Source organism: Mucilaginibacter yixingensis, assembly GCF_041080815.1.
GTDB lineage: Bacteria > Bacteroidota > Bacteroidia > Sphingobacteriales > Sphingobacteriaceae > Mucilaginibacter > Mucilaginibacter yixingensis.
Genome location: NZ_CP160205.1, coordinates 2,121,734 through 2,139,633, shown reverse-complemented (window position 1 = coordinate 2,139,633; position 17,900 = coordinate 2,121,734). Strand labels below are relative to the sequence as shown.

At 46.4% G+C, this 17,900-nt stretch carries 12 protein-coding genes; 7 read left to right on the top strand and 5 right to left on the bottom strand.

The features are described from left to right. Positions 1-76: 76 nt before the first annotated feature. Together ABZR88_RS08550 and ABZR88_RS08545 are read left to right on the top strand one after the other, a co-directional pair. Positions 77-1,531 carry an MBOAT family protein gene (locus ABZR88_RS08550; protein ID WP_107828566.1) on the top strand — a complete coding sequence of 485 codons (1,455 nt, stop codon included), beginning with the start codon at positions 77-79 and terminating at the stop codon, positions 1,529-1,531. 6 nt (positions 1,532-1,537) lie between these two features. Then, on the top strand, positions 1,538-2,449 hold the full coding sequence (locus ABZR88_RS08545; RefSeq protein WP_107828565.1) for a hypothetical protein: 912 nt from the start codon (positions 1,538-1,540) through the stop codon (positions 2,447-2,449). Positions 2,450-2,515: 66 nt separating this feature from the next. On the opposite strand, the gene ABZR88_RS08540 is transcribed toward ABZR88_RS08545, so the two are convergent. Then, positions 2,516-3,427, bottom strand: a complete 912-nt coding sequence (locus tag ABZR88_RS08540) for an AraC family transcriptional regulator (RefSeq protein WP_107828564.1) — start codon at positions 3,425-3,427, stop codon at positions 2,516-2,518. A gap of 14 nt (positions 3,428-3,441) precedes the next feature. Next, positions 3,442-4,254 (bottom strand): SDR family oxidoreductase, encoded by an 813-nt coding sequence (locus ABZR88_RS08535; protein ID WP_107828563.1) that lies wholly within the window; start codon positions 4,252-4,254, stop codon positions 3,442-3,444. 245 nt (positions 4,255-4,499) lie between these two features. On the opposite strand from ABZR88_RS08535, the gene ABZR88_RS08530 reads away from it, so the two are divergent. Together ABZR88_RS08530 and ABZR88_RS08525 are read left to right on the top strand one after the other, a co-directional pair. Continuing rightward, a complete protein-coding gene (locus ABZR88_RS08530; protein ID WP_281260192.1) occupies positions 4,500-4,634 on the top strand; it encodes a hypothetical protein in 135 nt (44 codons plus the stop codon). Positions 4,635-4,722: 88 nt separating this feature from the next. Further along, the gene (locus ABZR88_RS08525) at positions 4,723-5,841 is read left to right on the top strand and encodes a hypothetical protein (protein ID WP_107828562.1); all 1,119 of its coding nucleotides are present in this window, start codon (positions 4,723-4,725) and stop codon (positions 5,839-5,841) included. Between the two features lie 316 nt (positions 5,842-6,157). Here the strand turns inward: ABZR88_RS08525 and ABZR88_RS08520 are convergent, their stop codons facing one another. The 3 genes from ABZR88_RS08520 to ABZR88_RS08510 are packed head-to-tail and all read right to left on the bottom strand — an operon-like array spanning position 6,158 to position 8,295. Further along, the gene (locus tag ABZR88_RS08520; RefSeq protein WP_107828561.1) at positions 6,158-6,553 is read right to left on the bottom strand and encodes a cupin domain-containing protein; all 396 of its coding nucleotides are present in this window, start codon (positions 6,551-6,553) and stop codon (positions 6,158-6,160) included. A 1-nt stretch (position 6,554) separates the two neighbouring features. After that, complete coding sequence (locus tag ABZR88_RS08515; RefSeq protein ID WP_107828560.1) at positions 6,555-7,298, bottom strand: SDR family oxidoreductase; 744 nt, start codon at positions 7,296-7,298, stop codon at positions 6,555-6,557. Positions 7,299-7,314: 16 nt separating this feature from the next. Next, positions 7,315-8,295 (bottom strand): aldo/keto reductase, encoded by a 981-nt coding sequence (locus ABZR88_RS08510; RefSeq protein WP_107828559.1) that lies wholly within the window; start codon positions 8,293-8,295, stop codon positions 7,315-7,317. A 153-nt stretch (positions 8,296-8,448) separates the two neighbouring features. Here ABZR88_RS08510 and ABZR88_RS08505 point away from each other — a divergent pair, with 153 nt between their 5' ends. The 3 genes from ABZR88_RS08505 to ABZR88_RS08495 all read left to right on the top strand — a co-directional run bounded on the left by ABZR88_RS08505 (position 8,449) and on the right by ABZR88_RS08495 (position 17,887). Beyond that, positions 8,449-9,342, top strand: coding sequence for an AraC family transcriptional regulator (locus ABZR88_RS08505; protein WP_107828558.1), 894 nt, complete (start codon positions 8,449-8,451; stop codon positions 9,340-9,342). A 380-nt stretch (positions 9,343-9,722) separates the two neighbouring features. Beyond that, the gene (locus tag ABZR88_RS08500; RefSeq protein ID WP_107828557.1) at positions 9,723-14,135 is read left to right on the top strand and encodes a hybrid sensor histidine kinase/response regulator transcription factor; all 4,413 of its coding nucleotides are present in this window, start codon (positions 9,723-9,725) and stop codon (positions 14,133-14,135) included. A gap of 500 nt (positions 14,136-14,635) precedes the next feature. Next, entirely contained in the window at positions 14,636-17,887 is a 3,252-nt protein-coding gene (locus ABZR88_RS08495; protein ID WP_211309806.1) for a TonB-dependent receptor, read from the top strand. Positions 17,888-17,900: the final 13 nt, after the last annotated feature.

The following is a 17,900-nucleotide window of genomic DNA, read 5'->3' as shown; positions in this document are numbered from 1 at the left end:
ATTAAATAATAGACAAAACTATTATCTTCACAACAAAATAAACCTGTCCTTAAAGTACTGGTAAGCAAAGGCACTAATGATTGTAAATTCTGTCAATTTTCTAATATTCTTCCTGGTAGTTTTCTTCGTCTACTATTTCCCTTTAAAAGGCCATGCCAAAGCGCAAAATATCTGGCTTCTTTTGGCAAGTTATTTCTTTTACGGTTTTGCCGAGTGGAAAATGATTCCCCTGCTGTTTGCTGCTACCGTTATTTTTTATGGATTGGGACTGGCAATTGGTAGTAACGCCGGCACAAAGCCAAAAAGGTCTTCCTATCTAACCACTTTAGGCGTTGTGCTGGGCTTAGGCTTGCTGCTGTACTTTAAGTATTTAAACTTTTTCATACAATCATTCAGTAGTTTTTTTAATGCCGTTGGCTTAAAAACTCATTGGAGCGTATTTCATATTTTGCTGCCTATAGGGATCAGTTTCTTTACCTTTAAACTGATTAGTTATGTAATTGAAGTGCACCGCAAAAACATGGAGCCCTGCCGCAATTTTGTTGACTTTGCCACCTATATTGCTTTCTTTCCAACCATTCTTTCCGGCCCCATTGATCGTCCGAAACCTTTTCTGGCGCAGTTATCTAAGGCACGCGGGTTTGATGAGGACCTGGCAACCATTGGGTTAAAACGCATACTCTGGGGCATGTTTATGAAGACGTGTGTAGCAGACCGGCTGTCTATTTACGGTGATGCGGTGTTTGGTCATGCACTACACCACAATGGCGTTTCTTTAGGCTTTGCTACCTTATTGTACCCCATACAGATGTACGCTGATTTTGCGGGATACTCTGAAATGGCCATAGGCGTTGGTTGTTTACTTGGCATTAAGATCACCGAAAACTTTAAGCGTCCGTTTTTTTCACAAAACATTGCCGAGTACTGGCGCAAATGGCACATATCACTTACCGGCTGGCTAACAGATTACGTGTTTATGCCGCTTAACGTAAAGTTTAGAGATATGGAAAAATGGGGATCTATATTTGCCATCATCATTACCTTTATATTGATTGGTATGTGGCACGGTGCCGCCTGGACCTTTGCTCTGTTTGGGTTATACCACGGCTTATTATACATCCCCTTAATGCTATCGGGTACTTTTTTCAAGAAGAAGAAGGTAAAAAAGACGGAGAGCGGATTGCCGCCCTTTAATGCTGTGTTAAAGATGATTGGCACTTTCCTCCTGGTTTCGTTCGGCTTAATCCTGTTCCGGTCAGCCAGTCTTGCAGAAGCAGGCATGGTAGTCAAAAAAATTGCTACAGAGCCGGGGCCTTTATTTTTTGACTACCAGACTTTGATTAACGGTTTGCTTTGTATGCTGATTCTTTTCTTCAAAGATTTCTGGGACGAATACAGGTCCGAAAAACAGCTGTTCTCTAAAGGCATCATCAACCGTTACCGCTATGAGTTGACTTTGGCAGGATATGCCCTGTTAATTTTATTTTTCGGTGTGTTGGACGGCAATCAGTTTATCTATTTTAAATTTTAACCGGGGATGAAAACCTTCTTAATAAAAGTACTTACCATACTATTGATTATACTGGCGGCCGACCGCGCTTTTTCTCTGGTAGTTAAAGCGTTATTTAAAACCACCACAACAACAGACGAGTATAAGCTTAACGCCGTTACCTATCAAATGAATGCTCCGGTAATTTTTATGGGTAGCTCCAGGTGCCATCATCATTATGTACCGTCAATTATTCAGGACACGTTAAAAACACCGGTATATAACGCCGGGTTATGGGGATTGCGCAATATTTATTTTCAATACGGGTTGCTTTGCAATATTCTGGAAAGATATACCCCAAAAACCATTTGCCTGGAAGTACATCCTATAGATTATCTGGCAACACCTTTTTCGCAAACAGCTATAACAGGCAGCCTTACGCCTTATATTAATATCAGCCCAGGTTGCGATGAAGTGTTGAAAGTAGCCGGGTTATACTATAAAAGCGAAATTTTTGAACTATACCGCTATAACAGCCAGTTTGCCAACATTGTAGCGGGCAATTTAAGTACAAGAACATTGGCATCAGATAAAGGGTTTAAGCCTCTATATGGTAAGCTGGATACCACCTTCAAGATCACGCCAGAGAGATTTCCGTTTGCTGCAGATAGTGCTAAGATACATTACCTGCAAGCTTTTATTGATAAGTGTAAGGAAAAACACATCCAGCTGATCTTCTTGTTTTCTCCTTTCTATGCAGTAGAGAAAAACCATATTGTGGATATCCCCGATAGCATTGCAAGAAAAAATCATATTCCTTTTATCAACCACTATAACTTAGCTGGATTTACCGGGCATCCTGAAGTTTACTATGACTTTGGCCACCTTAATGAAACCGGGGCAAAAAAATACTCCGCGGTCATTGCATCCGAATTAAAAAGATACATAAAGAACCAATAGGCCAAAGGCTGCGGCAGCCGTCAACTGGAATAAAATGGTGAGACAGAACCCATCAAACCGCATACCTCAGTTCAGTTGCCGGTAGCTTGTGGGCGAGTGTCCTGTTTTGGCGCGAAACACCCGGGCAAAATGTGAGGGATGCTCAAAGCCCAGCCGATAGGCAATCTCGCTGACTGTTTCCGGGCTGCCCCATAACAGATCCTTTGCCCGGTCAATCATTTCCAGGTGAATATGCTCTATGGTAGTTTTGCCTGTAAAGCGCTGCAGCAGGTCTGCCAGATAATTTGGAGACAGATGGAGCTGATCTGCAAAGTAGCTAACATTGGGCAATCCTTTATCAATCAGCGTTTCCTCTGCGAAATAAGCTTTCAGCAATTGCTCAAAACGTTGTATCACATCTGCATTAACCTTGGCGCGGGTATAAAATTGCCGGTCGTAAAAGCGATCGCAGTAGTTTAGCAGCAATTCAATATTCGTCACCAGCAGTCGCTGGGTATGTTTGTCGGTCCCCAGCCGGCATTCACGGTCAATCTTATCAATGCAGTCTTTAAGCAAAGCTTTTTCCTCATCAGATACGTGTAGCGCTTCATTCACTTCGTAATGAAAGAAATGATAATCTTGCATCCGTTTGGCCAGGGGCGTACCGTAAAGCAGATCAGGATGGATAAACAGTGCCCAACCCTCGTCTACAACGGCATCCGGGCCTGTAGAGATCAACTGGTTGGGCGCAGTAAACAACAGCGAGCCCCCGCTGAAATCATAATGTCCGCGGCCATATTTTAGCTGCCCCTTCAGCTGTTTGCAGGAAATAGTGTAAAAGCCGAACCGGTATACTACCGCTTCACGCGGCCGCAGCGCATAAAAATTGGTATGATCGGGAATCACGCTCACCAGCGGGTGCCGTGGTTCCGGGACCTGGAGGAAACGGTTCAGTTCGCTGATCGATTCAAAATGGTGAAACCTGTCCGGCTTTTGCATAACTAAAGATACGGTTAATCGAGTGTTTGGGTAATCATCAGTTGTTTAAAAGCTACATCGTCCATTTGTTGTCGGGCCTCAAGTAACTGCTGGCCATGTATATCTGTCGGATAACGCAGTTGCTCTGTACCGTCTGTAGCCGCTCTAAAAATCGCATCGGCCACTTCACCAATGTTTTCAGACAAAGGCCAGGTTTCCAGCTTGCCCGCAAAGCGGTCAAAAGCTTGCTGATAGTCTGCAATGCCACCGGCACCAAAATAGTCCATCGAACGGCTCACAAAATCAGTTTTATAACCACCTGGTTCCACAATCTTTAAACGGATGCCTAAGGGGTTCAGCTCATATTGCAGTGATTCGGTTAGCCCCTCCACCGCAAATTTAGTGGCGTGATACAAAGATGAAAACGGAAAAGTGGCCCGCCCGCCAACAGAAGATACGTTAATAATAACACCCGCACGTTGCGCTCGCATCACCGGCAGCACTGCCTGGGTCACCTGGATCACCCCGATAAGATTGGTATCCAACTGCCGGCGAATCACCTCTGCTGTAGCCGCTTCCAGTGCACCCAGCGTACCATAACCTGCGTTATTCACCAATACATCTATCCGGCCAAACCTGCTGGTAGCTTCCGCTACGGCCTCCCGAATACTCTCCGGATTGGTCACATCCAAACGCACCAGGGCCACATTTTCCAACCCGCGAAGCGTCTCTTCCTTTTCAGGGCTACGCATTGTTGCCACCACGTTCCAGCCTTGTTCTTGAAATAGTTTGACGGCTGCTCTTCCAAACCCTGAAGAAGCGCCGGTAATTAATATCGTGTTTTTCATACCCCAAAGTTGCGTGCTTATCCCCGCATGCACGGATACATTTCACGGCAGGATGGATACATTTCACAGATGGCCTGCCAACCGGCTTTAAACGCGCCTCCAGTTCATCCGACCAGGGCAAGCCGACACACAGGCGCAAGCAGTTTTCGTCGACACATTTTCCTTATTCGCCGACAACCGGCTCTGCTAACACAATGATATACAGCTTTTGTCGTTCTCTAACCAATTATTTAACCTGATAGCATATGAAAACTTTAAAGATAACCGGCATCATTTTACTGGTTCTGGGTAACCTGAATATTGCTATGGCCCAGATGGTTCGCAATAAAGCAATCCATTTTAACCGTCATCGTGTGGTGCATCATCATCATAAAAAGTAGTTGCAACCATTGCGTAACCGCCGTCGGCAATTCCCCCTATCTTATAGCGACAGCTTCCCTAATTGATTTAACTTAATGATGAATCCGCATGAAAGTAAAATATTACCTTTTAGCAGCAGCGATGTGCTCATTACTATCTGCTCTGCTGGTTTCCTGTAAAAAGAACAGCGCTGATACTTCGGCTATGATTACTTCTGTGCCTACCATCAGCCCAACTAAGCTGGGTTTGTATGAAGCAGATTCATCAATCTACAAACAACTGTACATTGCGGTACCCAAAATAGGCACCCAGACCGTTAACCAATACCTGCTGTTTGATACCGGCTCTGGGGGCATGGTGATTGATGCGCACGAAGTTTTGCCGGCAACCATGATCAGCACCAGCGGCTTTAACTTTACGGGTGACTCAACTGTTGTGAATGGCATCACAATCACCAGTCAAAAATCAAGTATCAGCTATGGTGCGGATAACAGCACCACAGAAACTGTGTACGGCAACCTGGCTTATGCAGCTATTACCGTTGGCGATCATGATGGCACCATTACCATCAAACGCGTGCCTTTTTTACTCTATTATAAAGGTGTAGATAATTCAGGGAAGATAGAGGCTACGGGCGCCTTCGATATTTTTGGTGTAGATTCTGAGTATGATGTTGTGTTTAGTAATGGCGCCTATGTTAGCAGTCCCTTCAGTTATTTTGATCCGGGAACCGGTCTAACCAGAGGTTTTAAAATGGCCGCATTGGGAACTGGTAACTTTTCTAATGCGGGTAACTACGTAGCCGGGGTGCTTTCTGTAGGATTGACCGATAATGATTTAACCTCGGCTGGTTTTACCATGCACACACTCAGCGCTTATCAAAATTACGGGTATCCGGTAATCATTCCTTCCAGTTTTACCTATGGCAGCAAATCAGTGACAGCCGCTTATACCGTATTTGATACAGGCACAGAGCCCTATAACTACCTGGAAGACCCAACGGCCACCAAAAATATCACTTTGTTGCCCACAGGCACCAGTTTGTCTGTTTTAACTGGCAGCAACTTCAATTATGGGTTTACAACTACAGCCTCAGATTACTTAAGCTATGTAGAGAAGACATCTTATTCCGGGACCGATGTTTCCATTGTCAGCCTCGAATATTTTCTGAATAATGAATACCTGCTCAACTATACAGGCCATCAGTTAGGGTTAAAAAATAATTAGCCGTAGTTCTTTAAAAAAACCGCTATACTACCCGTTAGTTCGCCTAATATTCGTGCAACCGAAGTAACCATAAACGCGGCACCCTGATGGCTGCGACAAACGCTCGGTCAGGATCCTATCTGGCAATGCTGCAACTGATCAATTGTATCCAGACGTCTTTTTTATAAATAGTTCTTAACTCTCCATCGGTTAAGAGAGAGGCTTCATTTTCGTGGACCGGAATACGATCTCCTGCTGAGAGCCAACGATCAGGGCGCACAGCGGGAGATGCTAAACCGACTGCGAAGAGCGTGCAGCTGAAAAGGTTGCGATTTTATTACCGCTGATATTGTGCGTCGCTGACGTGTTCCAGCCAGTCAACTACTTTTCCATCCAGATTTTCCTGTATGGCGATATGGCTCATCCCATTGGTGGATGAAGCCCCGTGCCAATGCTTTTCATGAGGTGCAAACCAGACTACATCACCCGGCCGGACCTCTTCCACCGGCCCACCTTGGCGCTGTACCCAGCCTAAACCCGATACAATGATCAGCGTCTGGCCCAGCGGGTGGGTATGCCAGGCGGTACGCGCGCCGGGCTCAAAGGTAACAGTGGCCGAAGCACCTCGACGGGCCTCATTGGCATCAAACAAAGGGTCTATCCGGACCTGGCCGGTAAACCAGTCCGCCGGCCCCTTGACCGACGGCTTGCTGGCTATTCTGGTAATTTCCATCTTAGTATACTTGTTGGGTTGGACGGTATAAGATCTCATTCACATCGACTTCTGCCGGCTGGCTAATCGCAAAAGCTACCACGCGGGCAAATGAATCTGCCGGGATCGCATAGTTCTGGTAAAATTCCTGGAAACCCTGTGCAATATCCGGTTCACTGATCGAGTTGGGCAGTTCGGTATCCACGGCACCTAGCGAAATAATGGTGGTGCGCAGGCCATAGGGTTTCACTTCCTCGCGCAAACCTTCAGAGATCACCCGTACGGCATGCTTGGTTGCCGCATAAACCGCACCGCCTGCACGTACCTTATGGCCGGCTACAGACGATACGTTGATGATATGCCCGGCCTTTTGTTGTTGCATATGCGGTAAAGCAGCGGCGATGCCATATAACACGCCTTTAATGTTCACATCAATCATGCGGTCCCATTCGTCAATTTTATAACGGTCAAGCGGGGATTGCGGCATCAGGCCGGCATTATTAATCAGTACATCGATGCGGCCGAATTCCTTTACCGCGGTATCAACCAGCACTTTGACCTGTACCGCATCAGTAACATCGGTTTGCAGCGCCAGTGCTTTGCCGCCCTGGTTATTGATTTCCCGGGCTAGTTGTTCGATGCGGTCGGTGCGACGCGCGCCAAGGACCACGGTAGCGCCTGCTGCTGCCAGGTGCCGGGCCGTAGCTTCCCCCAGGCCACTGCTGGCGCCGGTGATGACAATGATTTTTCCTTGTATATTTTCCATGAGTTTAATTTTTTAATTAACGCCCCTGTCTGCCAGCAAGGTGTTGCGGATAACGCTCGCCCTGTACCTGAATATGGCCCAGTGCGGCTTCAATAGCAGCCAGCTCTTGCTGGTTTAAAGAGATATGGGCAGCGGTCATATTTTCTTCCAGGCGATTGATCTTCGTGGTGCCGGGGATCGGTACGATCCATGGTTTTTGAGCCAGTAGCCAGGCAATGGCTACCTGGGCATTGGTCGCACCTTTGTCCTGCGCAATGAGACTTAACGCGTCTACCAGGCCCTGGTTGGCTTTGCGGTTCTCCTCTGAAAACCGGGGAACGATGTTACGGAAATCATTTTCGCTAAAACTAGTACCGACGTTGATGGCTCCGGTCAGAAACCCCTTGCCCAGCGGACTGAAAGGCACAAAGCCGATCTGCAGTTCTTCCAGCAGCGGCAGGATCTCTTTTTCCGGTTCACGCCACCATAACGAGTATTCACTTTGCAGCGCGGTTACCGGTTGCACTGCGTGCGCCTTACGGATACTACCCGCACCGGCTTCTGACAAACCAAAGTGTTTCACCTTGCCTTCGGCGATCAGTTCTTTGACGGTGCCGGCCACCTCTTCCATCGGCACCTCCGGGTCCACGCGGTGCTGATACAGCAAGTCGATGCGGTCGGTGCGCAGACGCTTTAAGGCGGCCTCGGTCACCGTGCGGATATTCTGCGGCGTGCTGTCCAACCCATCGGGCACTTTGCCGTTTTTGAAACCAAATTTAGTGGCGATAACAACCTCGTTACGGAAGGGTGCCAGCGCTTCCCCCAGTAATTCCTCATTCTGGTAAGGGCCATAGGCCTCGGCGGTGTCAAAAAAAGTAACACCCAGTTCGTACGCCTTGCGGATCAGCCGGATGGCTTCCTCTTTTTCGGTAGCCGGACCATAGCCAAAGGTTAAACCCATACAACCTAAACCCAGTGCAGAAACCTCCAGGTCTCTTCCTAATATTCTCTTTTCCATTTAATTTTTTGTTACGTGATCAATGATGATACAAAGGTCAGGTCAAAATCTGAACCGACGCTTATACAGAACACGGTATTACTTACCAGTTTTACTGATAGGGTAAATTTCGACCGGGCAATGCTTAAATTTGATTAGTTAAACAAAAATGTGATGGAAAACGTAACCAGCTTTGATACCGTAGGGCAGTATAATCAGTTCAACAATAACGAAACAGCTCACCCTTTGGTAAGCGTGATCGATATGTCTAAAGCTGCACCACGCAGCCATAGCCGGCAGCGTTTTGCATTTTATACAATCTATTTCAAGGAAGTCAAATGCGGCAACCTGCGTTACGGCTGCAACTATTATGATTATGAGGAAGGCACGCTGGTGTTTCTCGGACCAGGCCAGGTGATCGGTATCGAAAACGAGGAGTATTTTCAGCCAAAGGGTAAAGCGCTGGTCTTTCATCCAGACTTTATCCGAGGTACGGCACTGGGTAGGCATATCCAGGAGTACAGTTTCTTTTCTTATGAGGCGCACGAAGCCCTGCACTTATCGGAAAGCGAAAGGAGGGTCATCTTTGATTGTCTGGATCATATTGAAACGGAATTGCAGCACCCGGTGGACAAGCATAGCAAAACCCTGATCGTCAACAATATTGAACTATTGCTGAACTACTGCACCCGCTTTTACGACCGCCAGTTTGTTACCCGGGAAGTGGCCAACAAGGGCATCCTGGAGCGTTTTGAGGGCTTATTGAACACTTATTTCGATTCGGATAAACCGCAGCTGAACGGTTTGCCGACCGTGGCTTATTGCGCCGAACAGCTTCACCTCTCTGCCAACTATTTTGGCGACCTCGTCAAAAAGGAAACCGGTCGTCCGGCACTAGACTATATCCAGGCCAAGGTTATGGATATGGCCAAAGAGCGCATTTTTGATCCGAAGCGTTCGCTGAGCGAAATCGCCTATGAACTGGGATTCAAATATCCGCAGCATTTCACCCGCCTGTTTAAACAAAAAGTGGGCTATACCCCACAGGAATACCGGGCGTTGAATTGACAGTTGGGAGAAACGGCGCGTAAGAAGCTATACCTTCGCTGGCACTATAAAATTTGCAGGTATCACTTATCACGGTTACGATACTTTGTGATAATGTGGCGGCTACCAACCATAAATAAGGTATCGAGCGATCTAAAGCCATCTTTGCATTTAGATACCTTCACCACAATGGTTTTAACTTCACCGTTCAATAGTTTTTTACGCTCAACATGTAGCTCAACCGACTAGCCAAACCAGCGGCTAATTCCAGCATGATCTTTTGCCGCTCGTTTACAGATATTCGCATGGAAATTTATAGTAATACGTTTGCTTTCTAAACGGTATTCTTGCTACTTTGGACGCCATACCAGTTGGATGCCATATTTTAAACCGCGTGCCAAATGTTTATAGAGAAAATCAAAGCAAATACTAACAGCATACAGATTAAATCGGGAGTTGCCTTTCTGGCAATATTGCTTTTCTCATTAAACGTTTTTGGGCAGCTGAATTTCAAAATCACCCACTACTCTACGGCAGATGGACTTTCTCATAACAGGATCAGCTGTATTTTTAAAGACCATGAAGGTTTTATGTGGTTTGGCACCTGGAACGGACTGAACAGGTTTGACGGTCATAATTTTTTGGTATACAAATCACAACCCGGTGATACCAGTAATCTGCAAAGCAACCGGATTCAGGAAATTGTAGAAGACAAAGCAGGCGACCTTTGGCTCCGCGCCTATGACGATCGTATTTACCGGTTCAACAAGAAGAAAGAAGAATTTTTCCGCTTTGAAGTAAAAATCAATGCAAGTGATTCTTCCACTACCTTTAAGCATATCTATTTGACCAAATCAGGACAAATCTGGCTGGCAACTCCACATAGTGGTATTTTCCAGATTGCTAAACCAGATGCCCCCCATTTGGAATACAAGTGGTTTAACACACATGCCAAAACAGGTTATCAACTGCCATCAAATGAAATAAACAACTTTTTTGAGGATAGGTCTTCCAACTTATGGATCACTACAGCGGGTGGTTTATGCATTCTGCGTGTTACGCCCGGCGGTTATCAAACAGATCAAAATTTTACAAACTATAAAATTGCCGGTATTACCTCCCTCAGGGAAACTCCGGAACGTATCTGGCTAGCCTCCAAAACCGGTGAACTGTTTTATTATGATAAAAGAACGCTCCAGATCCAGCGATTAAAAATTGCCTCGTCGGGTATCAATAAATTAGTACCATCAAGTAAAGGAAACATCATTTATGCCACTACTAAAGCCGGAGATCTGCTACTAATTGACCGGTTTTCTTTACAAACAACTATTTACCATAGCCCCCAGTCTGGCGGACTGAACAGAATGTATGAAGACAAAAGTGGGTTGTTATGGATTGAGCCAGAGAATAGCGGGGTGCTGAAATTTGATCCCTCCAATCATCGCTTCAAGTTTTTTACACAAGAAACTGACGGAGATTACGATAACACCTCTCATTATTTCCGGGTAATGGAAGATCGCTCGGGCTTAACATGGGTAAGCATGTCAAAAGGGGGCTTTGGTTATTATGATAAAGCCAAAGATGTTATTGATTATTTTTATAACAAACCGGGTAGCCCCACCAAGCGCTTTTCAAATATCGTTGGTTTCTTTTATAAAGATCCGTCAGGCGTATTGTGGCTGGGTACCGATGACCGCGGCATCAATAAAATAGTTGTTGAAAAAAGCAGCTTTAATCAACAACTGTTTGTGCCCAACAGCGTTAAACGCACAGATAACGAAGTGCGCGCCGTTGCCACAGATCGCTATGCTCGGCTTTGGGTAGCTACACGTTCCGGCGGCTTATACGTCTTAAAATCAGGAAAAAGAGCAAATGTTCAGATCCTTAATTATCCTGAAAATGGTCTGAGCTCTATCTACAAAATTATTGAAGCAAACAATGGCGTGATTTGGATAGGCACCAAAGCCAATGGCCTGTATGCGGCAGCCCCCCTTGATCATTACGGTAATAAATACCAATTAACACGCTATATCGCCGACAAAAACACGCCCACCGCCATTAGCAGTAATGTTGTTTATGATATAGTGGAAGACCGCTTTAACCGCATCTGGCTTGGCAGCTACGGCAGTGGCCTGAGTTTGATGCCCGGCGGAACTGGTGCCAGCGTTACGTTTATCAATATTAATGGGTTTAAGCACTACCCTAAAGCGGCTTTCAGGAAAATACGAAGTATGGAACTGGATAATGCCGGTCGTTTATGGATCGGCACAACAGACGGGCTGCTGGTTAGTGACATTTTAAGCCAAAATGTAACCGATACCCACTTTAAGACCTACAGAAAAGTTATCGGCGACCCGAAAAGCCTGAGTTATAATGATATTCAGTACATCTACCAGGCAAGTGATGGCCGGATGTGGATAGGAACAGCCGGCGGCGGATTAAACCTGGCAGTTGGTGCAGACCCTATGCAACACCTTGACTTCAAGGCTTACACTACGGCCAATGGTTTGCCAAGTGATTTTATTTTAAGTTGCAGCGAAGACCGCAAAGGCAGGCTTTGGATCGCAACAGAAAGTGGATTGAGCTGCCTCACGTCTGCCAACGGCACCGCAAAAAACTTTGACTCTATTGACGGCCTTACGGGAAATGGCTTTTCTGAAGCAACAGCGCTGACGTTGACAGACGGCCGGATAGCCTTTGGAAGTCTGAATGGCTTAATCAGCTTTGACCCTGATAAGGTGCAGCCTAAAAAAGAGAAAACCAGGATGGTCTTCACCAGTCTGGAGGTTAACAATAGCGAAATCAGACCCAATGATGGCTCGCGGATACTGATCAATGACATCAATCATACCGATACCCTCCGTTTAAAACATTACCAAAATATTATTGCCATTGAATATACTGCGTTGGATTTCAGATCAGACAACCAGCTGGAATATAGCTACCGCCTCCGCAATTTTGATGATGAGTGGCACATGAACAAAAATTCAAGAAAAGTCATTTACACCAATCTGCCTCCCGGCGAGTATCAGCTGGAAGTTAAATGTCATAACGGATATCTTTTTGAAGAAACGCCCTATAAAGCGCTAACCATCATCATCAGCCCGCCCTGGTGGAAAACATGGTGGGCCTACCTCATCTACCTCGTTATATTACTGTCAATTGCAGAAACCGGCCGCCGCATTGCGGTAACCATGCTCAGGCTACGCCAGCGCGCGGCGGTGGAAAAAAGGGTAGCAGATCTGAAGATGACCTTTTTTACCAATATCTCGCATGAGCTGCGCACACCTTTAACCCTGATCATCAACCCGATAGAGGCCATCTACAAAAATGAAAAACTCTCGGGCCAGGCAACAGGCTATATCCGGGTGATCCGCAAAAACGCCAAGAGAATGATGTTTTTTATCAATCAGTTACTAGAACTGCGCAAGGTTCAAAGCGGCATGGGTACACTGCAGCCAACCCAGGTAGAAATAGTATCATTTGTGCACCAGATAGGCGATTATTTTAAAGAGGCCGCAACAGAAAAGCAGATTGATTTCAAGGTAGTTGCCAACGCAGCTTCGCGCACGGTTTGGATTGACCATGAGAAAATAGATATCGTGTTATACAATCTTCTGTCTAACGCGTTCAAATATTCGCCAAAGCATAAAAAAATCACCGTGCAACTAAACCTGACAGATCAGGATCAGATTCAGATAGCAGTTATCGATGAAGGCACTGGTGTTCCTGAAGCGCAGCTGACGGATATTTTTCAGCTTTATTACGAAGTGGCTGACCAAAGCGCATCCAGTGTTAAAGGCACAGGCATCGGCCTTTCCGTTGCTAAAGAATTTATTGAATTACACCAGGGCAAAATTTTCGCCACCAACAATCCCACAGGTGGGTTAACTGTAACTGTGGTTTTGCCAGCCAATGCAAATCCACCTGATGAACTGAATGTTATCCCGGCCAATCAAAGTATTGATCAGCCTCTTGAGGAACGGCCGCCAGTTCAGGAAGCGGAGCCGGCATCAGCTGCAAACCATCAGCAGCAACCGCTGGTATTGGTGGTTGAAGACAGCGCCGACCTGCGTTCATTTTTACAACTACAGTTAAGCCGCCAATACCGGGTGATCACCGCTCAACATGGCGCTGAAGGTTTGCAGCTGGCCGCCGAAATGATGCCGGACCTGATCATTAGCGATATCATGATGCCAGAAATGGATGGCATCACGATGCTTGACCGATTAAAGAAGGACATTAAAACCAGCCACATCCCGGTTATCCTGCTTTCGGCCAGGGCTTCCATTGAAAGCCAGATTGAAGGTCTTAAATACGGTGCCGATTATTATATCGCCAAGCCCTTTAATAACGAGTTTTTACAGGAAGCTGCCGCAAATGTTATTGCCAGACGCAGGCAACTTTTCGGTCAATTGTTGTCGGGCGAAAACCCGTTTAAAAATACATCGGCAACCGAGCCAACGTTGACCCTGCAGGATGAACAATTTATGCAGAAGATTATCCAGTTTGTGAATGAAAGAATGATTGAAACCGATTTTAACATTGAAGATGTTGCCCAGTCGCTTCACATGAGCCGGTCATCCTTCTATAGAAAGTTCTCCAGCCTGTCCACACAGGCGCCGGTAGAATTTGTACGTGAGATGCGGTTAAAAAGAGCCGGAGAACTACTGGATTCAGGCGCACACACGGTTACCGAAGTTGCGTTTGCTGTAGGATTTAATTCCTCAAGATATTTTGCAACCTGCTTTAAAGAGTATTACAAGCTCACTCCTACCGAATATATCAAAAGGCCTGCTACCAAGGGTAAATAAGCCCGCTTAGCTTCATTTTGGTCAGTTTTTGAACAAACTTGGGGCGTTTTTAGACATCGCCTCCCCTCATCCCTGCTATGTTTGCTGGGCGTTCTGGTCAATTGAACGCTTAACCAATTATTGTTTATTGTACCGCATAAAAAACCGCACCGGTGTTTTATGCACTAACCTGATCTACGGATGAGTAAAGTGATTCGCTCCACCAGGAATGGCACGCTCAAACTCTATTTAAACAAACCAATTAAAAAACCAATCCATCAATAACACACCTAAAAAACCAGGAATCTGAAACAACTAGTACTAACCAATTAAAAAATCGCTTTGATGATGCCAAACCTTGGGCAAGGCAAAAATTGGCGATGCAATGACCCTTTACCAAACGGCGCTGACTTCTACTTCGGGAATTCCATTTCATCCCGCTGCCTGATCAAGACAGTGCAGGAAGCAGAAGCAGAACGAATGTTACCGGGCTTATTCAAACCAAATCAATTATTTATTAAATGAGAAAACTTTTACTAATGTTTTCGGCCTTATTTATGCTGCTGCTCCACAAGGCCGATGCGCAGGACCGAAGTATTACCGGAACGGTAATCAGCAAAAATGGTGAAACACTGATTGGGGTATCCATCCTCCTGAAAGGTACCACCAGGGGCGTTGCAACAGACGTCAACGGTAATTTTAAAATGAATGTTCCGGCAAAAGGCGCCGTGCTGGTGGTCAAATATATTGGCTACAAACCACAGGAGATTAATGTGGGTGACCAGCGCACGCTCTCGGTTACCCTGCTGGAAGACGATGCCAAATTGCTGAACGAAGTAAACGTAGTCAACATTGGCTACGGTAAGGTATCCAAAGATGCCATTACCGGTTCCGTATCTTCTATCAGCAGTAAAGATATCAGGGATTACCCGGTAAGTACCGCGGCAGAAGCTTTGGCGGGTAAACTGGCAGGTGTAACCGTTACCACTACCGAAGGTAAACCTGGTGCAGATATCCAGATCAGGGTGCGTGGCGGCAACTCGCTTACGCAAGACAACTCGCCATTGTATATTGTGGATGGTGTGCAGGTTGATAACGCCTTGTCGCTAATTTCGCCGGCCGAGATACAGTCAATCGACGTGCTGAAAGATATTGCATCTACAGCCATTTACGGTGCACGCGGATCAAACGGTGTTGTACTGATCACCACCAAGAGCGGTCACGAAGGTCGCACCACCACCTCATTCAGCGCTTACGGCGGTGTCAGAAAGATCTCGAACGAGTTACCGGTTATGAATCCTTATGATTTTGTGCTTTACCAGTACCAGATCACCAACTACAATACCACACAATTGCAAAAAGACGCGTTTACCAAAAGCTATGGAACTTACGAAGATCTGGACATTTACAAGAATGTGCCCTTCCGCGATTGGCAAAAAGATGTTTTCGGTCACGCGGCGCAGTCATACACGCAAAACCTGAACATCAACGGGGGCTCTAAAACATCTTCGTTTAGCTTTACGCTGAATAACACGAAAGAAGATGGTATTATGCTTCAATCCGGTATTAAGCGTACGTTCGCCTCTTTCCGGTACGATACCAAAGCGTCAGATCAATTCCGTTTTGGCTTTAATGCGCGTTACAGCCGTCAGCAAACAGATGGTGTGGGCACCTCTTCTACCGGCTCACAGGGTAATAACTATCTGCGCAACTCGGTACGCTATCGTCCTTTTGATGGTGGTTCGGTGGCTTCGGTTGATACCTTCGACCCTGATTACGCCAACCTGACCAACCTGGTTAACCCGGTATTGCTGGCTAATAGTTTAACACAGAACGCCTATAAAAACGACGCTATTCTGAGCGGTACCGCCAGCTATAACTTTACACCTAACCTGGTGCTGCAAAGTATAGTGGGTGTAACCGCGACAGACAACAGAACTAACACCTTCAGCGGTACGGCTACTGCAGTGGCCCGCCAGAATGCCAACCAACCGGTGGCCGTTATTGGTACCGGTACATCGCTCAGCATCATCAACACCAACACGCTGAACTTTAATAAAACGTTTGCCAAATATCACAATGTAAACATCCTGGTGGGCGAAGAAACCAATCAGACGGCTAATAAAACACTATCGGTAACCACCAAATACTTGCCGGTAGATATTACCGCGCAGCAGGCGTTTGCAGGCATCCAGAAAGCACAGGTACCCAACGGCCTGATCCAGGATGCGCCAAGCACCAGCGAGTCTGGCTACCGCCTGTTCTCGCTGTTTGGCCGTGCCAGCTATGATTATAAAGGCAAATATTTAGGTACGTTCAACTACCGTGCAGATGCGTCGTCATTGTTCGCAACCGGTCAGCGCATCGGTTATTTCCCGTCTGGCCAGCTGGCCTGGCGCCTGACCGAGGAGGATTTTGTAAAACGTGCAGATTTGAAATGGCTGGATAACGCCAAGCTGCGCGTGAGCTATGGCGCGGGCGGTAATAACCGTATCGGTGTCGATCTGTATAAAACCTTATTTGCGTCGAGCGGAAGCTACGGCTATGCCCAGGGCGAAGCCATTACACCGGGCTTTGCATCGCCTAACCTGGCTAACCCTTATATTACCTGGGAAACTACCATCTCCCGAAACTTGGGTGTAGATCTGGGCCTGTTCAGAGGCAGGGTTACCGCCAGCGTAGATATTTATAACAACAGCACGCATAACCTGTTGCTGCAGGCCAATATCCCGGTAACATCGGGCTACAGCTCACAAACCCAGAACATTGGCAAAACCTCTAACCAGGGTATTGAGATTCAACTAAGCGGCGTAATTGTTAATAATAAAAACTTTACTTACTCAGCCAACTTCAACATTGCCCATAACGTCAATAAAATAGTTAGTCTGGGTAATGATCCCTACGGCAATCCTATTAGCTCCTACCCTACACAGTCTGGCTGGGTGAACAGTCTGAATGACTTTATGGTAGCGGTGGGCCAGCCGGTAGGTCAGTTTTATGGTTATGTAACCGATGGCCGTTACGAGGTATCTGACTTTAACGCCGTTCTTAACTCTACTACCAATACCTGGACCTATACGCTTAAACCAGGAATTGCCAATGATGGCTCTGTAGCGCTGGGTAATAAAGCCCCGCAACCGGGTGATCTGAAACTGAAAAAGCTTTCAGGCGGTACCGATATGAACATCAGTGCGGCAGATATGACGGTATTGGGCACCAATCAGCCTAAAGTAACCGGTGGTTTGAGCCAAACCTTCCAGTATAAAGACCTGGCGCTAACCGTAGGCATCAACTACTCTTACGGCGCTAAAGAATACAATGCTAATACTGCCGAGTTTACCACTAACTACAATGGCTATTTAGACAATAACATGCTGGCGGTGGTAGCCAATCGCTGGAAGATGTATGATAATCAGGGCGTACGGGTTACAGACCCAACACAGCTGGCAGCAATGAACGCCAACACCAGCTTCTGGACACCGACGGTAGGCAACTACATCCTCACTTCTTATGATATTGAGGATGCTTCTTATATCCGTATCAATAACGTTTCACTAAGCTATTCGCTGCCTCAGAAGTTTTTAACCCGCACACATATCTTCTCACGTTTCCGGGTGTATGCAACCGTCAACAACCTGTATACCATTACCGGCTACAAGGGCTATGACCCAGAGGCCAGTACCCGCCGCAGTAATCCGCTCACGCCGGGTGTTGATTATTCTGCTTACCCGCGCAGCCGTTATTTCTCGGCCGGTTTAGACGTTAGTTTCTAATTCATCAAAAATG

Coding starts and splice junctions, on each gene's coding strand:
- ABZR88_RS08535 (WP_107828563.1), bottom strand. CDS start 4,254: ATGAAAAACACGATATTAATTACCGGCGCTTCTTCAGGGTTTGGAAGA.
- ABZR88_RS08510 (WP_107828559.1), bottom strand. CDS start 8,295: ATGGAAAAGAGAATATTAGGAAGAGACCTGGAGGTTTCTGCACTGGGT.
- ABZR88_RS08540 (WP_107828564.1), bottom strand. CDS start 3,427: ATGCAAAAGCCGGACAGGTTTCACCATTTTGAATCGATCAGCGAACTG.
- ABZR88_RS08495 (WP_211309806.1), top strand. CDS start 14,636: ATGAGAAAACTTTTACTAATGTTTTCGGCCTTATTTATGCTGCTGCTC.
- ABZR88_RS08545 (WP_107828565.1), top strand. CDS start 1,538: ATGAAAACCTTCTTAATAAAAGTACTTACCATACTATTGATTATACTG.
- ABZR88_RS08530 (WP_281260192.1), top strand. CDS start 4,500: ATGAAAACTTTAAAGATAACCGGCATCATTTTACTGGTTCTGGGTAAC.
- ABZR88_RS08525 (WP_107828562.1), top strand. CDS start 4,723: ATGAAAGTAAAATATTACCTTTTAGCAGCAGCGATGTGCTCATTACTA.
- ABZR88_RS08520 (WP_107828561.1), bottom strand. CDS start 6,553: ATGGAAATTACCAGAATAGCCAGCAAGCCGTCGGTCAAGGGGCCGGCG.
- ABZR88_RS08505 (WP_107828558.1), top strand. CDS start 8,449: ATGGAAAACGTAACCAGCTTTGATACCGTAGGGCAGTATAATCAGTTC.
- ABZR88_RS08500 (WP_107828557.1), top strand. CDS start 9,723: ATGTTTATAGAGAAAATCAAAGCAAATACTAACAGCATACAGATTAAA.
- ABZR88_RS08515 (WP_107828560.1), bottom strand. CDS start 7,298: ATGGAAAATATACAAGGAAAAATCATTGTCATCACCGGCGCCAGCAGT.
- ABZR88_RS08550 (WP_107828566.1), top strand. CDS start 77: ATGATTGTAAATTCTGTCAATTTTCTAATATTCTTCCTGGTAGTTTTC.